The organism is Microbacterium sp. AC145 (assembly GCF_979258505.1).
The window spans coordinates 552,397-573,494 of record NZ_OZ409859.1 but is presented as its reverse complement, the minus strand read 5'-3'; the positions used below and the strand labels follow the sequence as shown (position 1 = coordinate 573,494).

Genomic DNA, 21,098 nt, shown 5'->3' with positions numbered 1-21,098 from the left:
CGGCGCATGGATGCGCCTCTCTCAGCCTACCGGTCGGCGCACATGGAAGCCGAGGCGCCGAGCGGAACCACGATGGCCCGCACCGACTAGGCTGAGACGGATGAGCATGAAGAGTCCCGAACCGGATGTGCCCGTTCGCCGGGTGGATCGCATTCTGGCGTTCACGGCACTGGGCCTCGCTGCGGCCTCGATCCTCTGCTTCTTCGCGATCATCATCGGCACCGCCGTCGGAATGCAGCAGCAGGACTTCGGCTCCGGCGTGTGGCCCCTCGTCGCCGCGGTGCCGTACTGGGGGCTCCCTCTGGCGTTCGCGATGATCATCGTGCTCCTCTCCATGAGCTTCGTGCGCAAGGGTCGCGCGTCGCGATCCTGAGGTCATCGGCATGACGACGCACGCCCGCCCCCTCGCCGAACGGCTGGCCGCGGCGAGCGATGACGACCTGGCCTCGCTGTTCGCAGCGCGCAGCGTCCGCCCAGACGCCGGATGGCAGGACTTCTTCGATGCCGCCGAGGCACTGCTCGATGCAGGCTCCCTCGCTCGTGTGCTCCCGGCCCTGACGCGCGCCGAGGCGACCGCCCTGCGCGACGCCGCCACCTCGGCATCCGCCGTGCCCGAATCCGTCGAACGTGCGACTCTCGAAGCGCTGGCTCTGGTGCGGCCGGATGGCACTCCGTGGCCTGCCGTCGCCGCGGCCGTCGACGATCGCCCTGCGCCCTCCCCTGCGGCGTCGTCGACACCGGCCGACGCCGACGAGGCTGCGGAAGCGCACGCGGCCGAACGCGCCTTCACCACGGTGTCGGCCCTCGCCGACCTGCTGCTGCTGGCGCGCGACCGACCTTTCACACTGCTCACCGGCGGCAATCTCAGCGCCGGAGAGAAGCGACAACTCGCCGAGGCCGGACTCGACGTCGACACCATCGACGCCCTGGTCGCCATCGCCGCGAGCGCCGGGCTGGTGGCGGTCGACGATCGTCGCCTGCGCACGACCACTCGATCGGACGAGTGGCTGCGGTCCTCGGTCGCCGACAGGTGGAGCGCCCTTGTCGCGGGTCACCGCGATGCGTTGCCCCGTGGGGTGCGCGCGCACGACAGAGGGTGGATCCCCACCGGCGAGTGGAACGACGCGCATCCCTGGGACCCGTCGTGGCCGGAGCGCAGCGCCGCGCTGCTCGAACGGTCCCGCCTGCTCGGGCTCGTGTCCGATGACGGCGGCGAGCCGTCGTGGGCGGTGCGCATCCGTCACGGCGAGCAGATCGACCCCGCCCCTCTCACGCACCTCCTGCCGAGCGAGGTCGATCGCATCTTCCTGCAGAACGACCTGACTGCGATCGCCCCCGGTCCGCTCGCCCCCGCGCTCGACGTGCGGCTGCGCACGATCGCACGCCGTGAATCGGCCGCCCAGGCATCGTCGTACCGGTTCACACCCGAGTCGGTGGCCAGGGCACTCGTCGCCGGCGAGACCGAGCAGTCGATCATCGCGTTCCTCGAGAGCGTCTCCCTCACCGGCATCCCGCAGCCGCTCCGCTACCTGGTGGCGCAGACAGCTCAGCGCCACGGACTGGTGCGGGTGTCGAGCGACCCCGAGACCGGGCGCACGCGCATCGAGAGCTCCGACAGCACCCTGCTCGATGCGATGTCGGTCGATCAGTCGTTGCGGCCGCTCGGCCTCACCGCGCACGTCGGCTCGCTCACCACCCGCGTCGCGCGCGACACCGTCTACTGGGCTCTGGTGGATGCCCGGTACCCGGCCACGCTCGTGGACGAGGCCGGTGAAGCTCTGACCGGCGAGCGCAACCCGGCTGCAGCCGCCGTGCCCACGAGGCCGGTCGACCACACCGCCCTGATCGCCGCGCTGCGATCGCATCAGGGCCCGGATGCCGACGCTGCGTGGCTCGATCGCGAGCTCGAGGCGGCCGTCCGCTCCCGTGCGACGCTTCGGGTGACCATCGGGATGCCAGACGGTTCGACGCGCGATCTGCTTCTCGAGGCGACCGGCCTCGGGGGCGGGAGGCTCCGCGGCAGAGACCGCGCGGCCGACGTCGAACGCACGTTGCCGGTGTCGAGCATCCGCGCCGCCACCGTGATCGAGCCCTCGTCCTGATCGCGCGGTAAACTGGACAGCTATGTCTGATGGCCCCCTGATCGTCCAGAGCGATCGCACCGTGCTGCTCGAAGTGGCCCATGTTGACGCCGAGAGCGCCCGTCACGAGCTCGCGATCTTCGCAGAGCTCGAGCGCGCCCCCGAGCACATCCACACGTACCGGATCACCCGCCTGGGGCTCTGGAACGCCCGCGCGGCGGGGCACACCGCTGAGGACATGCTCGAGACGCTCGACCGCTGGTCGCGCTTCCCCGTGCCGCCGTCCGTGTCGGTCGACCTGCGCGAGACCGTGAACCGCTACGGGCGGCTCGTGATCGAGCGCGACGACGAGGGCACCCTGATCCTGCGGTCGAGCGACCCCGCGGTGCTCACGCAGGTGGCGAGCAACAAGCGCATCCAGCCGCTTCTCCTCGGGCACCCGACGCCCGAGTCGTTCGTCGTCGACGCCTGGGCACGCGGCCAGATCAAGCAGGAGTTGCTCAAGATCGGCTGGCCGGCCGAAGACCTCGCGGGATACACCCCCGGCACTCCGCACGAGATCGAGCTGGCCGAGGACGGCTGGCAGATCCGGCCCTACCAGCAGGATGCCGTCGACGCGTTCTCGAAGGACGGCTCGGGTGTGGTGGTACTGCCCTGCGGCGCCGGCAAGACGATCGTCGGCGCGGGCGCGATGGCCGCGACGAAGACGACCACGCTGATCCTGGTGACCAACACCGTGTCGGCCAGGCAGTGGCGCGACGAACTGCTCAAGCGCACGAGCCTGACGCCGGAGGAGATCGGCGAGTACTCCGGTCAGGCCAAAGAGGTCAAGCCGGTGACGATCGCGACCTACCAGATCCTCACGGCCAAGCGGAAGGGCGAGTACGCTCACCTCGCATTGCTGGATGCCCTCGACTGGGGCCTCATCGTCTACGACGAGGTGCACCTGCTCCCCGCGCCGGTCTTCAAGCTGACCGCCGACCTGCAGGCCCGTCGTCGCATCGGACTCACCGCCACGCTGGTGCGCGAGGACGGTCGGGAGGGCGACGTGTTCAGCCTGATCGGCCCCAAGCGGTTCGATGCGCCGTGGAAGCAGATCGAGGCACAGGGATTCATCTCCCCCGCCGTCTGCTACGAAGTGCGTGTCGACCTGCCGCCGAGTGACCGCCTCGAATACGCGGCGGCGACCGACGACGAGCGCTACCGTCTCGCGGCATCCGCACCCGCGAAGATCGAAGTGGTGCGAGAGCTCATCGCGAAACACGCGGACGAGCGGATCCTCGTGATCGGTCAGTACCTCGACCAGCTCGAGTCGCTGTCGCAGTCGTTGAACGCACCGCAGATCACGGGCGCGACGCCGGTCGATGAGCGCGAGCAGCTCTACCAGGCGTTCCGCGACGGCGAGATACCGGTGCTCGTGGTCTCGAAGGTGGCGAACTTCTCGATCGACCTCCCCGAAGCATCCGTCGCCATCCAGGTGTCGGGCTCGTTCGGATCCCGACAGGAAGAGGCGCAGCGCCTCGGGCGCCTGCTGAGGCCGAAGAAGTCCGGGCACACGGCGAGCTTCTACACGCTCGTCGCGCGCGACACGATCGACCAGGACTACGCGCAGAATCGCCAGCGATTCCTCGCCGAACAGGGGTACAGCTACACGATCATGGATGCAGACGCGATCGCGGCCTGACCGCCTCACGTCGCACGCGCACCCGTCGCTTCGCCCTCGGCGTACTCGCCGCTCCGACGGATCACCAGCAATCCCATCGACGGAGTCACCATAATGGGGTCATGACTGATGCGCGCATCCTGGTCGTCGACGACGAGCCGAACATCCGCGACCTGCTGTCCACGGGCTTGACCTTCGCGGGCTTCCAGGTGAAGACGGTCGCCAACGGCGCCGCCACGATCTCCGCCGTCCTGGAGGAGGAGCCCGACCTCATCATCCTCGACGTCATGCTCCCCGACATGAACGGGTTCAGCGTGACCAAGCGCCTGCGAGGCGCCGGGTTCACCGCACCGATCCTGTTCCTCACCGCCAAGGACGGCACCGACGACAAGATCGAGGGCCTGAATGCGGGAGGCGACGATTACGTCACCAAGCCGTTCAGTCTCGACGAGATCGTCGCACGCGCCCAGGCGATCCTGCGTCGCACGATGCAGGCCGACGAGGAGTCGATCATCCGGGCCGGCGAGCTGTCGATGGATCAGGACACGCACGACGTCCACGTCGGCAAGGAGTCGATCGAGCTCAGCCCGACCGAGTTCAAGCTGCTGCGCTACCTCATGCTCAACCCGAACCGCGTGCTGTCGAAGGCCCAGATCCTCGACCACGTGTGGGAATACGACTTCAACGGCGACGCCGGCATCGTCGAGAGCTACATCTCGTACCTGCGTCGCAAGATCGACCCCCACACCGAGGAGTCGGTGATCCAGACCAAGCGCGGGTTCGGCTACATGCTCAAGGTCGGCAAGTAACACCGCACCCGCCGAACAGCGCACGTCGCACAGCATCCGTCTCGAGGAGGACCGCATGGCGCGAAAGCCCGACGCGGTCACCCGCTGGTGGCGAGCGATCAGCCTGCGGGCCAAGGTCACCGGAGTCACGGTGGCGGTGCTCGCCCTCGGTCTGCTCGCCGCCGGAGTCGGCACAGTGCCGATCCTGCGCAACGCGCTCGTCAGCAACATCGAGTCGCAGCTGCCCGCTCTGGTCTCGGCGGATCTGGCCGACCGCTACTTCGATGTGGCCATGGTCGACGGCGAGACGAAGTACACGCCCAAGGAGTCTCCACGCGACTTCTTCGTCGCGATCTACGACGGCGAAGGCGTGCTGCAGACCACCACCGGCACCTCCGCGAACGGCTCGCCGCTCTTCCCCTCGACCTTCACCCTGCTCGAGGCACAGGCGAACAGCGATACGACCTTCCCCCTCGAAGGCACCAAAGGAGCGAGCTTCCGGGCCGCGGTCGCGAGTCTGCCCGGTGAGGGCGGCGGCGATCTGCGGATCCAGGTGGTCGCGATGCCTTTGGATTCCGCCGATCGGATCATCAGTCAGTACTTCGGCATCTACATCACCGTCGCCCTCGTCACGATCCTCCTCGCAGCTCTTCTCACCCGATGGCTGGTGACGCTCACCTTCCGACGCCTCGGGCAGGTGGAATCGACGGCCATGTCGATCGCCGCCGGTGACTTCAGCCAGAGGCTCACCGACCTCGAGCCGACGACCGAGGTGGGTCGTCTGAACTACGCGATCAACACGATGCTCGACCGGGTCGACGGGTCGCTCGCGCAGCGCGATCGCACCGTGCGTCACATGCGCCGCTTCATCGGCGATGCGAGCCATGAGCTGCGAACCCCCCTCGTCAGCGTTCGCGGGTACGCGGAGCTCTATCGCATGGGCGCGATCAAGGGCGAGGAAGACACCGCCCGGGCCATGGAGCGCATCGAGAAGGAGGCGATCCGGATGGGTGTTCTCGTCGAGGATCTTCTCGCTCTGGCACGACTCGACGAAGAGCGCGAACCCGAGATCGAAGCGCTCGATCTGCGCCCGATCGCCCGCGACGCGGCACTGGACCTGCGGGTGGCGGCACCGGCACGCACCGTCACGGTCGTCGACCGCACCGTCGAGGCGCCGCTGATCGAGGTCACGACGCGGCCGAACCCCGTGTCGACGGACACCACTCCCCAGCCGGTGCCACGAGGCCTGTCTCGCGGCACGCTGTCGCGGCTCCGACGCCGCCCTCGAGGGGGCACGGAGAAGATGCCGGCCATCGACTTCACCGAGGCCACCGACATCCCCGTGCGCACGCCTCCGATCATCCTCGGCGAGGAGAACAAGGTCCGTCAGGTGGTGACCAACCTGCTCGGCAACGCGCGACGTTTCTCACCCGAGGAGAGCCCCATCGAGCTCGTCGTCGACGCCGACCGGGTACGCGGCACGGGAAGCATCTCGATCGTCGATCACGGTGAGGGCATCCCCCCGCAGATCCGCGAGCAGATCTTCGAACGGTTCTGGCGGGCTGACACCTCCCGAGCCCGGGAGACCGGCGGTTCCGGTCTCGGACTCGCGATCGTCGCGTCGATCGTCAAGGCGCTGCACGGCAGCGTCGCGGTGTCGGAGACGCCTGGTGGCGGAGCGACCTTCACGGTCACGCTCCCCCTCGCTCCGTCACGAGCAACTCCTGCGCACCTGCTCGAAGACACGCAGCCCCTCGAGCCGCTCGACCTCTGAGACCCCTCCTCCACGGGCACGCGCCGCCGCCGGTTCTGCACACCGAGCGGGAGCCGGGCACCGCCTGGTCCATGCGCGCCGCGGTGCTCTCGTACCGTCGGAAGCCCATCGACAAGGAGATCTCATGTCCGTCTTCACCGTAGACACCGAAGCCGTCGGCGCAGCACACGGCTCAGCCCTGGCCACCATGGAGCGCTTGCGCGCCGAGGCAGCGACCCTCATGGCCCAGCTCACGCAGCTGCAGTCGACCTGGGTCGGCAGCGCATCGAACGCCTTCCAATCCTGCGCAGAGCAGTGGCGTGGGGCGCAGATGCACGTCGAGCAGGCCCTCGAGTCGATCGGCACGGGTCTGGGCAGCGCGGCATCGCAGTACGCCGACGCCGACCACTACTCGGCGAGCCTGTTCCGCTGAGCGCCCTGACACGCCTCCGCTGAACGCAGAAACGCCCCGACCGAGGTCGGGGCGTTTCTGTCAGTGCTGATGGATCAGAAGTCCATGCCACCCGACGGGTCACCCATCGGAGCAGCAGCCTTCTCGGGCTTGTCAGCCACGACGACCTCGGTGGTGAGGAAGAGAGCCGCGATCGACGCTGCGTTCTGCAGTGCCGAGCGAGTCACCTTCGCCGGGTCGATGATGCCTGCGGCGAACATGTCGACGTACTCACCGGTCGCTGCGTTCAGGCCCTGGCCCGAGGGGAGCTCGGCGACCTTGTTCGCGACGACACCGGGCTCGAGACCGGCGTTCAGCGCGATCTGCTTGAGCGGAGCCTCGATCGCGACGCGAACGATGTTCGCACCGGTCGCCTCGTCACCCGAGAGCGACAGAGCGTCGAGAGCCTTGGTGCCCGACTGGATCAGCGCGACGCCACCACCGGGGACGATGCCCTCTTCGACGGCCGCCTTCGCGTTGCGAACGGCGTCTTCGATGCGGTGCTTGCGCTCCTTGAGCTCGACCTCGGTTGCCGCGCCCGCCTTGATGACGGCGACGCCACCTGCAAGCTTGGCGAGGCGCTCCTGCAGCTTCTCGCGGTCGTAGTCGCTATCGGTGTTCTCGATCTCGCGACGGATCTGCGTGACGCGCCCCTCGATCTGGTCTGCCTCGCCGGCACCCTCGACGATGGTGGTCTCGTCCTTGGTGACGATGACCTTGCGTGCACGACCCAGCAGGTCGAGCGTGGCGTTCTCGAGCTTCAGGCCGACCTCTTCGGTGATGACCTGACCACCGGTGAGGATCGCGATGTCCTGCAGCTGAGCCTTGCGACGGTCGCCGAAGCCGGGAGCCTTGACGGCGACCGACTTGAAGATGCCCTTGAGCTTGTTGAGCACGAGAGTCGCGAGAGCCTCGCCCTCGACGTCCTCGGCGATGATGACGAGCTCCTTGCCGTCCTGGATCACCTTGTCGACGATGGGCAGGAGGTCCTTGATGTTCGAGACCTTCTGGTTCGCGATGAGGATGTAGGGGTCCTCGAAGACCGCTTCCTGGCGCTCCGGGTCCGTCACGAAGTACGGGTTCAGGTAGCCCTTGTCGAAGCGCATGCCCTCGGTGAGCTCGAGCTCGGTGCCGAAGGTCTGCGACTCCTCGACGGTGACGACGCCTTCCTTGCCGACCTTGTCGATCGCCTCGGCGATCAGCTCGCCGATCGCGGGGTCAGCAGCGGAGATCGACGCGGTCGCGGCGATCTGCTCCTTGGAGTCGATCTCCTTCGCGCTGGCGAGGAGCTCCTCGGTGATCGCTGCGACGGCCTTCTCGATGCCGCGCTTGAGCGAGATCGGGTCAGCGCCGGCTGCGACGTTGCGCAGACCCTCGCGGACCAGAGCCTGAGCGAGCACCGTGGCGGTGGTGGTTCCGTCACCGGCGACGTCGTCGGTCTTCTTGGCGACCTCCTTGACGAGCTCCGCACCGATCTTCTCGTACGGGTCGTCGAGCTCGATCTCCTTGGCGATGGACACACCGTCGTTCGTGATCGTGGGAGCGCCCCACTTCTTCTCGAGCACGACGTTGCGACCGCGCGGGCCGAGGGTCACCTTGACGGCGTCGGCGAGGATGTTGAGGCCACGCTCGAGGCCGCGGCGGGCCTCCTCATCGAAAGCAATGATCTTTGCCATGAGTTTTTTCGTCCCTCCTGGACGTAGACGTTGGGTTTAGCACTCAGAGTGAGAGAGTGCTAACGCCATTCTGGCACTCGACCCCATCGAGTGCAAGCTGCGGGAGGGACTACGGAGCGGGCGTCTCCTCGACGTCGGTCTCCGCACCCGAAACCCGGTCGAGGCCGATCACGACGGTCAGTTGCTTCTGCCCCTCCTCGGTCTCGCCGAGGTAGAAATCACTCTGCTGCACGTCGGCGCCGCCGATGAGCCCGGCGAGTCCGATTGCCGCGAGCTCGTCGTCGTCCGCGACGTAGTAGACGGTGGTCGTCGTGAAGTCCTCGCTGGTGCTGTCGCTGGCGAAGACCGTCTCGGCCGGCCAACCGTTGTTGATCAGCACGGTCCGCATCTCCTCGTCGAGCCCCTCGTCAGCGGTGGCGTTGAGGATCATCACCGAGTAAGAGGGGTCGACGACCCCCGTCTCCTCGGGGATCGGCGCCAGCGTCGGTGCGGCTTCGGGGAACGGCGTGATGCGTCCCATCACGATGAGGGAACCGAAGATGCCGGCGATCACGAGCACCAGAGCGGCCACGAACGACCAGAGCAGCACGACCCACCCGTTCATCCCGGGGGCCTCGGCGCGGTGCGCGCCCACCCGCCCGGAGGAGCGGGGCACGTCGTCGAATCGGTCTCGGATGGGCTTTGACACCCCTCGATGCTACTGGCATGGGCCTGGACATCCGCGCCACGCCGGGCCGCGCGGCGCCATGGATCTCTCGCGGTGGCGTCAGCCCACGAACCCGGGGGCGCGGGTCGAGCGGCGCATCGCGCGGGCATCCCGGATGCGGCGCAGCCTGCCCACGAGCATCGGGTCGTACTCCAGCGCGACCTCTGAGTCGATGAGCCGCCCGAGAAGCTGGTAGTACCGCGCCGAGCTCATGCCCAGCTGCGCACGGATGACCTCTTCCTTGGCACCGCCGTGCCGCGGCCAGGCGGTCTCCAGCGAAAGGATCGCGCGATCGCGCTCGGTCAGCTCTCCCAGCATGAGATCAGGGTAGGTCGATCAGGCGCCCGCGGCGGTGCGCCACTCCCACGTTCGACCGAGTGGATCGGCCGACGCGCGCACCTGCCCGTCGAGCGCGACGACGAAATCGGGCCACGACTCGGCGTCGACGGCCGGCTCCCACACGTCGAGAAGGGCAGGGGGGTCGATCGTGACCCACCGCGCCGGCAGTCGGCGGATGCGGTCGACGAGCGCCAGACGCGCCTCGCGGGAATGTGGACCAGCACTCCTGGCGTCGTGATGACGAGGGTCGCGTCCTGCGGTGCACGCGTCGCGAGCTCCTCGAGGTGTTCGAGAGCGTCTCCGGCGACGAGATGAGGGGGGTCGGCCGCCGCGATGTCGAGCGCAGCGGTGACACGCTGCTCTCGCCCCTCCTCCCCCGGCCAGACGAGACCCTGCAACCAGCGACGGTCTCGGTCGTTCCCCGCATCGAGCGGCGTGAGGTCGATCCCGGCGCGCCACGACACCTCGGGCAGCCGCATCGGCGGGAGGGCACCGTCGACACGGCTGTGCAGCACGACCTCCGACGGGCCGTCGGCCGGGTCCAGCGCGAGGCGCACCGCGCCGTCGGCATCCGTGAAACGGTAGGAATAGCGGTCGGGATACAGACACAGCCCTGCGGACGCTCCGATCTCGAGCAGCGCGAGCGGTCCCTCGATCTCGGAGAGCACGGGCAGCAGCGGAGCGAGGCGCAGGGGTTCGTTGGTCTGCAGCCGTCGCGCCGTGCACTCGGCGACGACCTCGTCGGCATGGGCGGTCACGAACGCCCGCCAGCCGTCGTAGTCGCCGAGCTCTGCGCCCAGCATCCGGGTCACCGCGAAGACCAGCGGCGGTTGGCGCCGGTTCTCGGGGATGCGCGCGAGCACGGCTCGGATCCCCGGATCGCCCGCGACTCCCGTCGCCCACTCGGCGTACAGCGCGCTGCGACCGGGCGCCTCATGCTCGGCGAAGCGAGCGTAGCGCTGCTGCACGGCATCCGTCATGCATCCATTCTCTCGTGACCCCGCTCACCTCCGGACGCGAGAGAATGGAGCGGAACCCCCAGGAGGACTCATGTCGTACAGCGTGGACAAGACCGAAGAAGAATGGCGCGAAGAGCTCGGCGACGAGCAGTATGCGGTGCTGCGCCAGGCAGCGACCGAACGCGCCTGGACGGGCGAGCTGCTCGACGAGGGACGAGCGGGCCTGTACACCTGCGGCGCGTGCGACGCGGAGCTGTTCAAGAGCGGCACCAAGTTCGACTCCGGCTGCGGCTGGCCGAGCTTCTACGAGTCGATCCGCCCCGACGCCGTCGAGCTGATCGAGGACACGACCCTCGGCATGGTGCGCACCGAGGTGCGCTGCGCCGCGTGCGGCTCTCACCTGGGCCATGTCTTCCCCGACGGATTCGGCACGCCCACGGGCGACCGGTACTGCATGAACTCGATCGCACTGAACTTCACACCGGAAGAGTCGTGAGCGCGCTCGACGCCGTTCGAGCGCGACAGTCCTGGTCGAAGGTCACCGACGACGCCCCCTCGCATGACGAGCTGCTGACACTCGTCTCGGCGGCCGGCCGCGTCGCCGATCACTCCTCCCTGCGCCCGTGGCGGCTCATCGAGCTGCGCGGCGCCGACCGCGACGTGCTCGCTGCCGCGATCGCCAAGGCGGAGGGCGACAAGTCCCCGTCGTCGAAGCCGCGGCGCGCACCCCTGCTGATCGCGGTCGTCGCGAGCTACCGCAAGAGCTCGAAGGTTCCGCGGTGGGAGCAGGAGGCCGTCGCCTCGGGCGTCGCCCACGTGCTCAGTCTGCTTCTCGACGAGGCCGGCTGGGGCGTGCTGTGGCGCACCGGCAGCTACACCCGGTCGAAGGCGGTGGCCAAGGCCCACGGCATCGGCAAGGACGAGGAGCTCCTCGGGTGGCTGTATGTCGGCGGCAAGCCCGCGGGCAAGAAGGCCGGTCGTCGCAAGCCGGTCGATGCCCGCACGTTCGTGACGCGGATGCCGGTCGCGAAGGCGTCGAAGAAGAAGTAGTCAGGTGCGCCGGCGCCGTGGCAGCGCGACGACGACGGATGCCACGGCGACGGCGACCATCCCGATGATCTGCCAGGGAGCGGGCCCCGCCGCCGCGGGCCAGATCAGATCGATGACCACCGAGGTCGCGAGCTGCCCGAGCACGGACCCGAGCCCCATCAGCAGCACACCGGTGTGCGCGACGATGAAGGTGCCGAGCAGGATGTATGCCGCCCCCAGCACGCCGCCGAGATAGAGCCAGGGTTCGGCAGGAGGCGCATCGGGCATTCCCCGCACCGCCATGCTGACTCCGGCCGCGATCAGCAGCACGACGGTGCCGGCGATGAAGCTCATCATCGTCGCTGCGAGTGGCGACTGCACCCGCTGCGACAGTCGACCGTTGGTCGCGGCCTGCCAGGCGATGCCCACGCCCGCGGCGAACGGCAGCAGGAGCATCCAGAGCGGGGCGGTGGCGAGGACATCGCCGCTGAGCGAGATCCCCACTGCGGCGAGCGCGAGCGCGCCGCCCGCCACGCGGCCGGGGGTCACGGCGACGACCCCCGCGGGACCGAAGCCGATGCGGTCGAGCACGAGGCCGTGCAGGGTCTGGCCCGCGACGACGCCGACCGTGAACAGCGATACGCCGAGGATGCCGGCGGTGATCCCCTGGGCCGAGACGGTGAGGGCGCCGCAGGTGCCACCGAGCAGCATCCAGAACGGGATGCTGCGATCGCGGATGCCGTCCCGCAGCCGCCCGACCCCCAGACGCGCCGACGGCAGGAAAGGGATCACCACGATCAGCGCAAGGAATCCGACGACGAAGGAGATGAGACCTGCCACGATGCCGTCGTCGACCCTGACGCCGAGCACGCCGTTGATGCGCGCCTGGATCGCCGTCATGACACCGATCGCCACGGCACCGCCGAGAGCCACGGGTGCAGAGAGGCGGCGGGTCGGGGTCACTCATCGACCCTAGTACGCCGCTACGCGCGGTCGGATTAGGGCGCCCGATGTCGGCGGCCCGGCGTACCCTGGCTGCATGTGCGCGAGCTATGGTCTGGATCCCCGGTTCACCGACGCAGAACTCCTTGCCGAGGCCGACGAGGCGGTGCTCGACGGTCTCCGTGGTTGGGCGCAGCAGAATGCCGGCGAGACGGTGCGCCCGACCGGCAAGAACCTGCGCAACCTCAACCCGATCATCACGCAGACCGACGCGGCGCCGACTCTCGAACCGGCCTGGTGGGGGTTTCTCGTCGGGGGCGAGCCGTCGAAGTTCCCCTCGATCAACACCCGGTCCGAACGTCTGCAGGACCGCCCCGGCGGGCTGAAGAGCAGAGCGCTCGTGCCGGCGACCAGCTGGTACGAGATGAAGAAGCCCGAGCGGGTGTGGCACGAGTTCGCCGTCGACGACGGAGCGCTCTTCGGCATGGCCGCGGTGACGCAGCACGGTCGAACCGCCGACGGGCAGTCGTTCACGTGCTACTCGATCGTGATGCGGCCGGCACCGGAGCACCTCGCCCACATCCACGACCGCATGCCGCTGCTGATCCCCGCGTCGCTGAGCGGCGACTGGCTCACCGCCGAGCCGGGCAGGGAGATCATCGACGAGGCCCTGCTCGCTGCCGCGACCCTCGACGAGCGCGTGCAGGTGGCGCCGCGCTCAGATGAGAAGGGCGCGGCAGACAAGACGAGCGCGCGGCTGTTCTGATCCCATGGACGCGACACAGCTGATCGCCATCGCCACCGCACGCGCAGAGGAGCTGCCGGGGGCGGAGCGAGAGAACCCCTTCGGTCCGGAGTGGGACGTGTACAAGGTGCGCGGCAAGGTCTTCCTGCTGGTGCCGCTCGACGACACCGGGCGGGTCACGCTCAAGTCACACCCCGACGATTCCGTCGCGCTGCGCGAGACGTTCTCCGACATCGTCCCGGGGTACCACATGAACAAGAAGCACTGGATCACCCTGCGACCCGGGCCGAGCCTCGAAGACGAACTCGTCACCGAACTCGTCACCGAGTCCTATCGGCTGGTGGTCGAGAAGCTGCCGCGAGCGCACCGGCCGGTCGATCCGGCATCCTTCGGCATCCGTCGTGAGGATGACCCGCGCTGATCCGCGAACGGTACCCAGGGAGGACGCGCCCCGGAGCACCCGCTCGGTAGCGTCGAAGACATGATCACAGCAGAAGGCCTCACGAAGCGATTCGGAGACAAGACAGCAGTCGACGGGGTGTCGTTCTCGGTGCAGCCGGGAACCGTCACCGGTTTCCTCGGGCCGAACGGCGCGGGCAAATCCACCACGATGCGCATGATCGTCGGCCTCGACCGGCCGACCTCGGGCACCGCGACCGTCGGCGGCCGCGAGTACCGCAAGCTGCGCGCGCCGCTCACCGAGGTGGGCGTGCTGCTCGATGCGAAGGCCGTGCACACGGGCCGCACCGCGCGCAATCATCTCCGCGCCATGGCCGCCACCCACGGCATCCCCGCCTCCCGCGTCGACGAGGTCATCGACCTCGCCGGCATCGGTGCCGTCGCTCGCAAACGCGCCGGCAAGTTCTCCCTCGGCATGGGTCAGCGCCTCGGCATCGCCTCGGCGCTGCTCGGCGACCCGCACACGCTCATTCTCGACGAGCCGGTGAACGGCCTCGATCCCGAGGGTGTGCGCTGGGTGCGACAGTTCGTCCGTCATGCGGCATCCGAGGGTCGCACGGTGCTGCTCTCCAGCCACCTGATGAGCGAGATGGCGCAGACCGCCGACCACGTGATCGTGATGGGCCGCGGCAAGGTGCTGGCCGATGCACCGCTGCCCGAGCTCGTGCGGGCCTGGACCACCAACACCGTGCGGGTGCGCACACCGCGCGCCGCGGATCTGGCCGCCGCGGTCGGCGGCCCGTCCGTCGAGGTCGTGAGCTCCGCTCCCGACCTGCTCGACATCGTCGGCCTCCCCGCATCGCGCATCGGCGACCTCGCCGCAGAGCGGGGCATCCCCCTCCACGAACTCACCCCGACCACCGGGTCACTCGAAGACGCCTACCTCGCCCTCACCGGCGACTCGGTCGAGTACCGCACGAAGGAGATCTCATGACCGTCCAGGCTCCTCCTCTCACACCGCAGCGCGTCGACACCGGCCACCGGCTGACGTTCATCCGCGCCGTGCGCGGCGAGTGGATCAAACTCGCCACTCTCCGCTCGACCTGGTGGTCGATCGGCATCGCGGCGGTTCTCACGATCGGCATCGCGGTGCTCATCGCGCAGGCGGTCGACGTCCCCGGCTTCGACCCCATCCAGGCCGTCGTCATGCCGATCCAGTTCACGATGCTGCTCGCGGGCATCCTCGGCGCCATCTCGGTGACCGGTGAGTACTCGACCGGCATGATCCGCTCGACGCTCACGGCGAACCCCAAGCGCGGATCGGTGCTCGCGGCGAAGGCGGTCGTGGTCGGTCTGTTCCTGTTCGTGTCGTCGCTGGTGATCTTCGCGGCCGCGGCCCTCGCCGTGTCGGCGATCGTCGCGCCTCGCGACCAGAGCATCGATTGGAGCGATCCTTCGGTCTCGCTGCTGCCGATCGTCGTCGCCTCGCTCGCCATGACGGTGTTCGCCCTCATCGGCGTCGCGTTCGGTTTCATCCTGCGCTCGGGTGCCGGCGCGATCGCCGCCACCGTCGGGCTGTTGTTCGTCGTGCCGATCGTGACGAGCTTCTTCGCGATCGCGGGCGAATCCTGGAGGTGGGTCATGGATGCTGCGAACTATCTCCCCGTCGCTGCGGCGCAGAGCGCGATCCTCCCCGAGGGCGCTGCCCTCGAAGGCCCCGTCGCCTACCTGACACTGGCCGCATGGGTCGCCGCGGGGATGCTCTCCGCCTGGGCCGTGCTGCGCACCCGCGACGCGTGAGCGCGGTGCATGACGACGCAGCCGCGTAGAGTCGGCCGGTGACCAGCATCCGCAGCCGCAGCGCCTCTGTCCGCGAGGACGAGGCGCTGCGGCTGCCGCGTCCTCCCGGCATGCTGCGGCGCTTCTGGTCGCGGCATCCGGTGTTCGCCGACGTGCTGATCGCACTGGTGTGTCTGCTGCTCTCGCTGGTCCCGGCCGGGGTGATCACGCGCGATCTGCCGATGCCTCTCGCGATCGGGATCGCGGTGCTCGTCCCGGCATCCGTCGTCGCCGTCTGCGCGACACTGCTGTGGCGGCGCCGGCGTCCGTTCGTGCCTTTCGTCGCCACGTTCGTGCTCGAGGCCGGGTTCCTCTTCGCGCTGCAGCCGATCGGCTCGCCGCTGCTGCTGGTCACCTGCTATTCGCTCGCGGTGTACCGCTCGTCTCGAGCCGCGTGGACCGGCTTCGGCATCGCGCTGGCGTCGCTCGCCGCCTTCGGCGGCCTGCTCACCCTCACCGGGGTCATCACGTTCCAGATCGCCGCCAACGCGGTCATCATGTCGCTCGTGCTCGGGCTCATCGGCACGCTGATCGGCGTGAACGTGGGCGGCCGCAAGCGCTACCTCGCCGCCGTGATCGATCGGTCCCGTCAGCTGCTCGTCGAACGCGACCAGCAGGCTCAGCTGGCCGCGGCGGACGAGCGCGCACGCATCGCCCGCGAGATGCACGACATCGTCTCGCACTCGCTCACGGTGATCGTCGCGCTGTCCGAGGGAGCTGCCGCCACCCCCGACCGAGAGCAGGCCCGTGCCGCGGCGTCCGCGTCCGCGGAGACCGCCCGCAGCGCACTCTCCGAGATGAGGGCGATGCTCGGTGTGCTCCGCGCCGACGACTCCCCGCTGCCGCTCGAACCCCTCGCACCGACTCCGCCGCATGAGACCGTCGCGCACGCTCAGCGCGCCGGTTTTCCCGTCACACTCTCGGTCAGCGGTGGCACCGCGCTCTCCCCCGCGGTATCGCACGCGATCGGGCGGATCGTGCAGGAGGGCGTCACGAACGCGATGCGGCATGCTCCCACCGCGTCGTCGATCTCGGTCCGACTGCTGTACTCGATCGAGACGGTGACGGTCGAGATCGTCAACGACGGCGCCAGAGGCGCGGTCGGAACCTCCGGGTTCGGGCTCCGCGGGCTGGCCGAGCGCGCCGCGCACGCGGGTGGCACGCTCGTCTCCGAGCCTCTCGAGGGTTCGAGATGGAGGCTGCGGGCAGAACTCCCCACGACTCCCCCGATCCCGCGGCCCTCGCCCCCGTCGACCGGAAGGACAACCGATGACCGACCCGATCACCCTCCTGCTCGTCGATGACCAGCAGCTCATCCGACTCGGGTTCCGAATGGTGCTCGAGGCCGAGTCCGACATGGTCGTGGTGGGCGAGGCCACGGACGGTCATGATGCGATCATCCAGGCGGCCGCGCTTCGACCGGACGTGGTGCTGATGGACATCCGCATGCCGGGTCTCGACGGCATCGCGGCGACCGAGGCGATCGTGCGCGAGCATCCGCAGACGCGCGTGCTCGTACTGACGACCTTCGACCTCGACGAGTACGCCTTCGGTGCCATCCGCGCCGGGGCCAGCGGGTTTCTGCTGAAGGATGCGCAGCGCGATGAGATGATCTCGGCGGTGCGCGCGGTGCATCGCGGCGACGCCGCGCTCGCCCCGCGCGTCACCCGAGCGCTCCTCGAGCATCTCGGGCCGCATCTCGGCGACGAGCCTGCGCAGACGCCCGGCAGCCGGTCGTCCGGGCAGGTAGACGACCCGACGACCACACTCACCGACCGCGAACGCGATGTGTTCCTGGAGATCGCGCGCGGGCGCACGAACGCCGAGATCGCACAGGTGCTCTTCGTCAGCGAATCGACGGTGAAGACCCATGTCGGGCGGGTTCTCGCCAAGCTCGGTGCACGCGACCGCATCCACGCGGTGATCCTCGCTCATCGACTCGGGCTCGCAGACGGCGACGCCCTGCCCACGAAAGCGTAGGCAGGGCGTCTCCGGTCCGCGGGTTCGGCGGCGCTCAGGCCTGAGCCGGAGTCCACTCCGAGACCTGGTTCAACCGCTCGACCTCGGCGGCCGAGAGTTCGAGGCGGGCGCCGGCGAGCAGGTCGGGAACCTGATCGACGGTGCGGGCACTGGCGATCGGCGCGACCACCGTGGGCTGTGCGCGCAACCAGGCCAGCGAGGTCGCGGCGATCGAGGCGCCGTGAGCGTCGCCGACCTCGTCGAGCGCATCGATGATGCGCAGACCCGCCTCGGTGGCGTACTTCGCGGCGCCGCCGGCTCGGGGCGACGATTGCCCTTCGGAATCGGTCGAGCGGTACTTGCCGGTCAGGAACCCGCTCGCGAGCGAGTAGTACGGCACGAGGCCGAGGCCGAACTCCTGAGCGACGGGGATGATCGTCTCCTCGACATCGTTGCGGTGCACGAGGTTGTAGTGCGGCTGCACCGCCACGGGAAGCGCGACGCCGGCGCGATTCGCGATCTCGATCCATTCGCGGATGCGGTCCGCCGAGTAGTTCGAGACGGCGATGTTGCGCACGAGCCCGTCCGAGACGAGCTGCCCGAATGCGCCGACGGTCTCCTCCAGCGGAACCGACTCGTCGTCGAAGTGCGCGTAGTAGAGGTCGATCGTGTCGACGCCGAGCCGGACCAGCGAGGCCTCGGCTGCCTTCCGCACATTCGACGCCGAGAGTCCCTTGTAGTCGGGGTGCTGGCTCACCTTGGTCGCGACCGTGACTCCGGCGGGCTTGCGCGACGCGAGCCACTCACCGATGATCGTCTCGCTCTCACCGCCCGAGTTGCCCGGCACCCAGGCGCTGTACGAGTCGGCGGTGTCGACGAAGTCGCCGCCGCCCGCGACGAAGGCGTCGAGCACGGCGAACGACGCATCGCGGTCGGCGGTCCAGCCGAACACGTTGCCACCGAGCGAGAGGGGGAACACGTCAAGGTCACTGTTTCCGATACGAGTCATGTTCGGGACAACCGGAGACCGTGGCGACGTATTTCCTGTATGACTCCGTGTGTCGGACCGCCTGTCACAGTCGTGCGTCCCGGCGCAAGCCCTCGGCACGGATCCGCGAGGGATGGCACCCTGGGGGCATGAAACTCGTCTCCTATGCAGCTCAGCAACTCGTGACGACCGACGACGTCGCCGAGGTTCTCGTGACACTCGCCGCCGCGATCGCCAACGAGGGCGAGTCCGAAGCCCTCGAGATCCCGATCGTCGTCGACGGCGAGGTGGAGACCGCCGAGCTCATCGTCGGGCTCGGCAACGATCTGCTCGTGGGTCCCAGCGCCTCGACGGACCGCGACCCCGACTTCTCGAAGCAGGCCGCCGCATTGCGCGCTCATCATCGCTTCCCGCGCCCGCGCGACGAGGAGCCGGGCGCAGATGACGAGTGGAACATCACCGGACTCGACCTCGACCTCGACGTTCGCCCGTAGCGACAGCTGCCGTCAGGCCTCGCGCTGGCGTCGGGGCCTGCGGGAGAAGATGTGCAGCGGCTTCAGCGCTCGCGATCGTGAGGGCGTTCCCGCCTCCGTCGCGTCCCTTTTGGTGAGAGGCGTGCGTCTGTCTGCGTCCTTGTCGGACGGCTGTCTGCTGGTCATGCCCCGACCGTACGTGGCGAACATGTACGACCGCACAGGTTCGCAGCTCCCCTGCGCGGCGCGTCAGCCGTGGTCTGCAGGTCCGAGACTCGCGCCCGACCGGATCACTGCGCGCTCAGAAGCTCGAGGTGTTCGGTCGGCGCGAAGATGCGCTCCATCCCGTCTTCGAAAGTGACTCGGACCCCGTGCGACCCGTGCGCGATCACCGAGATGGTGCCCAGCACGCTGCCGCGCCCGACATCGCACTGGGTGAGGTCGCCGGCCTGCTTGGGAACCGTGGCGACGTGAGCCAGGTACTCGGGCACGTCGGGGTCACACCGATCGCATCGGCTGTAGGGACCGATCGCATGAATCTCGTCATGCCGGACGGGCACTTCGGTCCACAGGGGGTCACGATCGCTGGCATCCTGAACGATGCGGTCGCAGTCGGCGACGTGAATCCTGCCCGAGCTGGACTGGACGAGCGGCGTTGCATGGCTCATTGGCTGATCGTCTCACAAACAGCGAACCGTCGAGTCACAATCGAGCGTTTCGTCTCGCAGGAGGACTCAGACGCGTCGGCTCGTTCGCGGCGGACACCACTGCGCTGTCGTCTCAGCGGGGTATTCGGTTCTTCTGCCCGATCCGCCTCGCCTGCTCTCACGGGTGATTCTTGTGCCGACTACAGGACTCGAACCTGCAACCCCCGTATTACAAGTACGGTGCGCTACCAATTGCGCCAAGTCGGCCGACCGCGGTCTCCCGCGGTGCATACTCCGCGCATCCGATCGTGTCGAATGCGCATGAACGAGTCTAGAGCGTCTGCGGCTGTGCTTCCGCCGTCCGGACGGCGGCCAGAGAGCAGCAGTGCCGTTCGTTAGGGTCGCAGTATGGATCTCGGCTCATCGCTCTTCCTCGCCTCGGCCCTCGGCATCGTCATCTGGATCGCTGTGGTGATCGTCGGACTGCTGCTGGCGTATCTCGTCATCCGCTTCGGGGTCTTCCACGGCCTCCGTGCGCACACGCGCTGGGTTGACGATGGCAAGGACGTGCGTCGGTACACGCCTCAGCCGTACGAGACGCGCGAAGACCGCCGCAGCTGATCTCCCTCGATTACTGCGCGGGGGTCTCGGTCGGAGCCGGGGTCTCTTCGACCGGCGCCTCGGTGGGAGTCTCCGTCGGCGTCGGTGTGGGATCCGGGGCCGGCGTCGCCGTCGCGTAGTACGCGTCGCTGGCGACGGTGAGGACGAACTGCGAGAACTCGCTCGGGTCATCGAGCGCTCCGACGTAGGCCTCGCCGTTCACGACGATCATCGGTGCCGAAGTCAGCACGAGGTCGTCGGAGCCGACGAGCGGCCCCTCGAGCGCGCGGGCCGTGGCGTCCTTCGCCCAGGTGACGTAGTCCTGATCCTCGATGCACGAGCGCACGCTCTTGACGTTGTCCGATCCCACAGCGCCGGCGATGTCGGCGAGGTCGGAGTCGGTGAACCCGTCGGTGTTCATCTCGGGCTGGTCGTCGAGCAGATCGTGGTTGAACGCGAAGAACTCGGCGGGCGAGTGCGTGGCCACGCAGGCAGCGGCCGCGGCCGAGCGCAGGGAGTACTTCGTGCCGTTCGAGCTGGCCGTGAGCAGCGCCACGGGGTGATAGGTCACGGTCGCCGCGCCCTCACCGATCCAGTTCACGAGCTGACGTGCGTTGGCGCGCTCGAACTCACCGGCATCCGGCGAGAGGTAGTCGACGTAGATGTGGATGTCGACGGTGCTCGTGGTGGTGGGTGCGGGCGTCGGGGCGGCTTCGCCACCAGCCTCGGTCTCCTCCGGTGCCGGCGCCGGTGCCTCGACCGGCTCGCTCGACACGGTCGACGCGCTGATGTCGGAGACGAGGATGCCGTCATCCGCCATGCCCGTCGGGGTGAGCTGCGGTTTCGACACCTGAGCCGACACCGCGAGCGTGACCGCCGTGCCGATCGCACCGACGGCGACGATCGCGATCGCGCCGAGGATGATCCGTCGCATGATGCGCGCCCTCGACTGCTGCGCGTGCACCTTCTGTGCCTTCTCCCGCACGGCCTCACGCGAATTGCGAGGTGTGGGGACGTTCGGCGTATCGTCGCTCGACATCGTTCCTCTTGAGAGTCTCGGT

Annotated in this window: 25 protein-coding genes and 1 tRNA gene; 16 read left to right on the top strand and 10 right to left on the bottom strand. The window is 68.7% G+C overall.

Going from position 1 to position 21,098, the window contains the following annotated elements; genetic code table 11:
- The first annotated feature begins 100 nt into the window (after positions 1–100).
- From ACZZZN_RS02770 to ACZZZN_RS02745, 6 genes are all read left to right on the top strand, one after another.
- Entirely contained in the window at positions 101–373 is a 273-nt protein-coding gene (locus ACZZZN_RS02770; RefSeq protein ID WP_463503704.1) for a multidrug ABC transporter ATPase, read from the top strand.
- 10 nt (positions 374–383) lie between these two features.
- Positions 384–2,102: a helicase-associated domain-containing protein gene (locus ACZZZN_RS02765; RefSeq protein ID WP_463503703.1), complete on the top strand. Its 1,719-nt coding sequence runs from the start codon at positions 384–386 to the stop codon at positions 2,100–2,102.
- 22 nt (positions 2,103–2,124) lie between these two features.
- On the top strand, positions 2,125–3,765 hold the full coding sequence (locus ACZZZN_RS02760) for a DNA repair helicase XPB (RefSeq protein ID WP_463503702.1): 1,641 nt from the start codon (positions 2,125–2,127) through the stop codon (positions 3,763–3,765).
- A 101-nt stretch (positions 3,766–3,866) separates the two neighbouring features.
- Positions 3,867–4,553, top strand: a complete 687-nt coding sequence (locus tag ACZZZN_RS02755; RefSeq protein WP_463503701.1) for a response regulator transcription factor — start codon at positions 3,867–3,869, stop codon at positions 4,551–4,553.
- A gap of 55 nt (positions 4,554–4,608) precedes the next feature.
- Positions 4,609–6,306, top strand: coding sequence for a sensor histidine kinase (locus tag ACZZZN_RS02750; protein ID WP_463503700.1), 1,698 nt, complete (start codon positions 4,609–4,611; stop codon positions 6,304–6,306).
- Positions 6,307–6,430: 124 nt separating this feature from the next.
- Positions 6,431–6,718 (top strand): WXG100 family type VII secretion target, encoded by a 288-nt coding sequence (locus tag ACZZZN_RS02745; RefSeq protein ID WP_463503699.1) that lies wholly within the window; start codon positions 6,431–6,433, stop codon positions 6,716–6,718.
- A gap of 74 nt (positions 6,719–6,792) precedes the next feature.
- Here ACZZZN_RS02745 and groL read toward each other — a convergent pair whose 3' ends face one another.
- The 4 genes from groL to ACZZZN_RS02725 all read right to left on the bottom strand — a co-directional run bounded on the left by groL (position 6,793) and on the right by ACZZZN_RS02725 (position 10,437).
- Positions 6,793–8,412, bottom strand: coding sequence for a chaperonin GroEL (groL, locus tag ACZZZN_RS02740; protein ID WP_201471430.1), 1,620 nt, complete (start codon positions 8,410–8,412; stop codon positions 6,793–6,795).
- Positions 8,413–8,521: 109 nt separating this feature from the next.
- On the bottom strand, positions 8,522–9,100 hold the full coding sequence (locus ACZZZN_RS02735; RefSeq protein WP_463503698.1) for a LytR C-terminal domain-containing protein: 579 nt from the start codon (positions 9,098–9,100) through the stop codon (positions 8,522–8,524).
- Between the two features lie 78 nt (positions 9,101–9,178).
- The gene (locus ACZZZN_RS02730; RefSeq protein ID WP_463503697.1) at positions 9,179–9,436 is read right to left on the bottom strand and encodes a DUF3263 domain-containing protein; all 258 of its coding nucleotides are present in this window, start codon (positions 9,434–9,436) and stop codon (positions 9,179–9,181) included.
- On the bottom strand, positions 9,421–10,437 hold the full coding sequence (locus tag ACZZZN_RS02725) for a DUF2332 family protein (protein ID WP_463503696.1): 1,017 nt from the start codon (positions 10,435–10,437) through the stop codon (positions 9,421–9,423). Before ACZZZN_RS02725 ends, ACZZZN_RS02730 begins: the two co-directional genes overlap by 16 nt.
- A 70-nt stretch (positions 10,438–10,507) precedes the next feature.
- Here ACZZZN_RS02725 and msrB point away from each other — a divergent pair, with 70 nt between their 5' ends.
- Positions 10,508–10,912 carry a peptide-methionine (R)-S-oxide reductase MsrB gene (gene msrB, locus ACZZZN_RS02720; RefSeq protein ID WP_463503695.1) on the top strand — a complete coding sequence of 135 codons (405 nt, stop codon included), beginning with the start codon at positions 10,508–10,510 and terminating at the stop codon, positions 10,910–10,912.
- Positions 10,909–11,466, top strand: a complete 558-nt coding sequence (locus ACZZZN_RS02715; protein ID WP_463503694.1) for a nitroreductase family protein — start codon at positions 10,909–10,911, stop codon at positions 11,464–11,466. The genes msrB and ACZZZN_RS02715 overlap by 4 nt, the downstream gene beginning before the upstream one ends.
- Here the strand turns inward: ACZZZN_RS02715 and ACZZZN_RS02710 are convergent, their stop codons facing one another.
- Positions 11,467–12,378 (bottom strand): DMT family transporter, encoded by a 912-nt coding sequence (locus ACZZZN_RS02710; protein WP_463506533.1) that lies wholly within the window; start codon positions 12,376–12,378, stop codon positions 11,467–11,469.
- Between the two features lie 106 nt (positions 12,379–12,484).
- Here ACZZZN_RS02710 and ACZZZN_RS02705 point away from each other — a divergent pair, with 106 nt between their 5' ends.
- From ACZZZN_RS02705 to ACZZZN_RS02680, 6 genes are read left to right on the top strand one after another with little or no spacing between them, the layout of a single operon-like run.
- Complete coding sequence (locus ACZZZN_RS02705) at positions 12,485–13,153, top strand: SOS response-associated peptidase family protein (protein ID WP_463503693.1); 669 nt, start codon at positions 12,485–12,487, stop codon at positions 13,151–13,153.
- 4 nt (positions 13,154–13,157) lie between these two features.
- Positions 13,158–13,553: an MmcQ/YjbR family DNA-binding protein gene (locus ACZZZN_RS02700; RefSeq protein WP_463503692.1), complete on the top strand. Its 396-nt coding sequence runs from the start codon at positions 13,158–13,160 to the stop codon at positions 13,551–13,553.
- Between the two features lie 60 nt (positions 13,554–13,613).
- Positions 13,614–14,525 carry an ABC transporter ATP-binding protein gene (locus tag ACZZZN_RS02695; protein WP_463503691.1) on the top strand — a complete coding sequence of 304 codons (912 nt, stop codon included), beginning with the start codon at positions 13,614–13,616 and terminating at the stop codon, positions 14,523–14,525.
- Complete coding sequence (locus ACZZZN_RS02690) at positions 14,522–15,331, top strand: ABC transporter permease (RefSeq protein ID WP_463503690.1); 810 nt, start codon at positions 14,522–14,524, stop codon at positions 15,329–15,331. Before ACZZZN_RS02695 ends, ACZZZN_RS02690 begins: the two co-directional genes overlap by 4 nt.
- Before the next feature lie 38 nt (positions 15,332–15,369).
- Entirely contained in the window at positions 15,370–16,674 is a 1,305-nt protein-coding gene (locus ACZZZN_RS02685) for a sensor histidine kinase (RefSeq protein WP_463503689.1), read from the top strand.
- Positions 16,640–17,350 (top strand): response regulator transcription factor, encoded by a 711-nt coding sequence (locus ACZZZN_RS02680; protein WP_463503688.1) that lies wholly within the window; start codon positions 16,640–16,642, stop codon positions 17,348–17,350. The genes ACZZZN_RS02685 and ACZZZN_RS02680 overlap by 35 nt, the downstream gene beginning before the upstream one ends.
- Positions 17,351–17,384: 34 nt before the next feature.
- Here the strand turns inward: ACZZZN_RS02680 and ACZZZN_RS02675 are convergent, their stop codons facing one another.
- Complete coding sequence (locus tag ACZZZN_RS02675) at positions 17,385–18,338, bottom strand: aldo/keto reductase (protein ID WP_463503687.1); 954 nt, start codon at positions 18,336–18,338, stop codon at positions 17,385–17,387.
- Positions 18,339–18,466: 128 nt separating this feature from the next.
- On the opposite strand from ACZZZN_RS02675, the gene ACZZZN_RS02670 reads away from it, so the two are divergent.
- Positions 18,467–18,811 (top strand): hypothetical protein, encoded by a 345-nt coding sequence (locus ACZZZN_RS02670; protein WP_463503686.1) that lies wholly within the window; start codon positions 18,467–18,469, stop codon positions 18,809–18,811.
- A 12-nt stretch (positions 18,812–18,823) separates the two neighbouring features.
- Here ACZZZN_RS02670 and ACZZZN_RS02665 read toward each other — a convergent pair whose 3' ends face one another.
- From ACZZZN_RS02665 to ACZZZN_RS02655, 3 genes are all read right to left on the bottom strand, one after another.
- A complete protein-coding gene (locus ACZZZN_RS02665; protein WP_463503685.1) occupies positions 18,824–18,976 on the bottom strand; it encodes a hypothetical protein in 153 nt (50 codons plus the stop codon).
- Positions 18,977–19,080: 104 nt separating this feature from the next.
- Positions 19,081–19,458, bottom strand: coding sequence for a hypothetical protein (locus ACZZZN_RS02660; protein WP_463503684.1), 378 nt, complete (start codon positions 19,456–19,458; stop codon positions 19,081–19,083).
- Between the two features lie 173 nt (positions 19,459–19,631).
- A tRNA-Thr gene (locus ACZZZN_RS02655) sits at positions 19,632–19,704 on the bottom strand.
- A 141-nt stretch (positions 19,705–19,845) separates the two neighbouring features.
- Between ACZZZN_RS02655 and ACZZZN_RS02650 the strand changes: the two genes are divergently transcribed.
- A complete protein-coding gene (locus ACZZZN_RS02650) occupies positions 19,846–20,058 on the top strand; it encodes a hypothetical protein (protein WP_463503683.1) in 213 nt (70 codons plus the stop codon).
- 10 nt (positions 20,059–20,068) lie between these two features.
- Here ACZZZN_RS02650 and ACZZZN_RS02645 read toward each other — a convergent pair whose 3' ends face one another.
- On the bottom strand, positions 20,069–21,076 hold the full coding sequence (locus ACZZZN_RS02645; protein ID WP_463503682.1) for a DsbA family protein: 1,008 nt from the start codon (positions 21,074–21,076) through the stop codon (positions 20,069–20,071).
- Positions 21,077–21,098 lie beyond the last annotated feature (22 nt).

Bases quoted from the DNA above. Each gene is read 5' to 3' on its own strand.
- ACZZZN_RS02770 (WP_463503704.1), top strand. From the start codon at position 101: ATGAGCATGAAGAGTCCCGAACCGGATGTGCCCGTTCGCCGGGTGGAT.
- ACZZZN_RS02765 (WP_463503703.1), top strand. From the start codon at position 384: ATGACGACGCACGCCCGCCCCCTCGCCGAACGGCTGGCCGCGGCGAGC.
- ACZZZN_RS02760 (WP_463503702.1), top strand. From the start codon at position 2,125: ATGTCTGATGGCCCCCTGATCGTCCAGAGCGATCGCACCGTGCTGCTC.
- ACZZZN_RS02755 (WP_463503701.1), top strand. From the start codon at position 3,867: ATGACTGATGCGCGCATCCTGGTCGTCGACGACGAGCCGAACATCCGC.
- ACZZZN_RS02750 (WP_463503700.1), top strand. From the start codon at position 4,609: ATGGCGCGAAAGCCCGACGCGGTCACCCGCTGGTGGCGAGCGATCAGC.
- ACZZZN_RS02745 (WP_463503699.1), top strand. From the start codon at position 6,431: ATGTCCGTCTTCACCGTAGACACCGAAGCCGTCGGCGCAGCACACGGC.
- groL (WP_201471430.1), bottom strand. From the start codon at position 8,412: ATGGCAAAGATCATTGCTTTCGATGAGGAGGCCCGCCGCGGCCTCGAG.
- ACZZZN_RS02730 (WP_463503697.1), bottom strand. From the start codon at position 9,436: ATGCTGGGAGAGCTGACCGAGCGCGATCGCGCGATCCTTTCGCTGGAG.
- ACZZZN_RS02725 (WP_463503696.1), bottom strand. From the start codon at position 10,437: ATGACGGATGCCGTGCAGCAGCGCTACGCTCGCTTCGCCGAGCATGAG.
- msrB (WP_463503695.1), top strand. From the start codon at position 10,508: ATGTCGTACAGCGTGGACAAGACCGAAGAAGAATGGCGCGAAGAGCTC.
- ACZZZN_RS02705 (WP_463503693.1), top strand. From the start codon at position 12,485: ATGTGCGCGAGCTATGGTCTGGATCCCCGGTTCACCGACGCAGAACTC.
- ACZZZN_RS02700 (WP_463503692.1), top strand. From the start codon at position 13,158: ATGGACGCGACACAGCTGATCGCCATCGCCACCGCACGCGCAGAGGAG.
- ACZZZN_RS02695 (WP_463503691.1), top strand. From the start codon at position 13,614: ATGATCACAGCAGAAGGCCTCACGAAGCGATTCGGAGACAAGACAGCA.
- ACZZZN_RS02690 (WP_463503690.1), top strand. From the start codon at position 14,522: ATGACCGTCCAGGCTCCTCCTCTCACACCGCAGCGCGTCGACACCGGC.
- ACZZZN_RS02680 (WP_463503688.1), top strand. From the start codon at position 16,640: ATGACCGACCCGATCACCCTCCTGCTCGTCGATGACCAGCAGCTCATC.
- ACZZZN_RS02675 (WP_463503687.1), bottom strand. From the start codon at position 18,338: ATGACTCGTATCGGAAACAGTGACCTTGACGTGTTCCCCCTCTCGCTC.
- ACZZZN_RS02670 (WP_463503686.1), top strand. From the start codon at position 18,467: ATGAAACTCGTCTCCTATGCAGCTCAGCAACTCGTGACGACCGACGAC.
- ACZZZN_RS02665 (WP_463503685.1), bottom strand. From the start codon at position 18,976: ATGACCAGCAGACAGCCGTCCGACAAGGACGCAGACAGACGCACGCCT.
- ACZZZN_RS02660 (WP_463503684.1), bottom strand. From the start codon at position 19,458: ATGAGCCATGCAACGCCGCTCGTCCAGTCCAGCTCGGGCAGGATTCAC.
- ACZZZN_RS02650 (WP_463503683.1), top strand. From the start codon at position 19,846: ATGGATCTCGGCTCATCGCTCTTCCTCGCCTCGGCCCTCGGCATCGTC.
- ACZZZN_RS02645 (WP_463503682.1), bottom strand. From the start codon at position 21,076: ATGTCGAGCGACGATACGCCGAACGTCCCCACACCTCGCAATTCGCGT.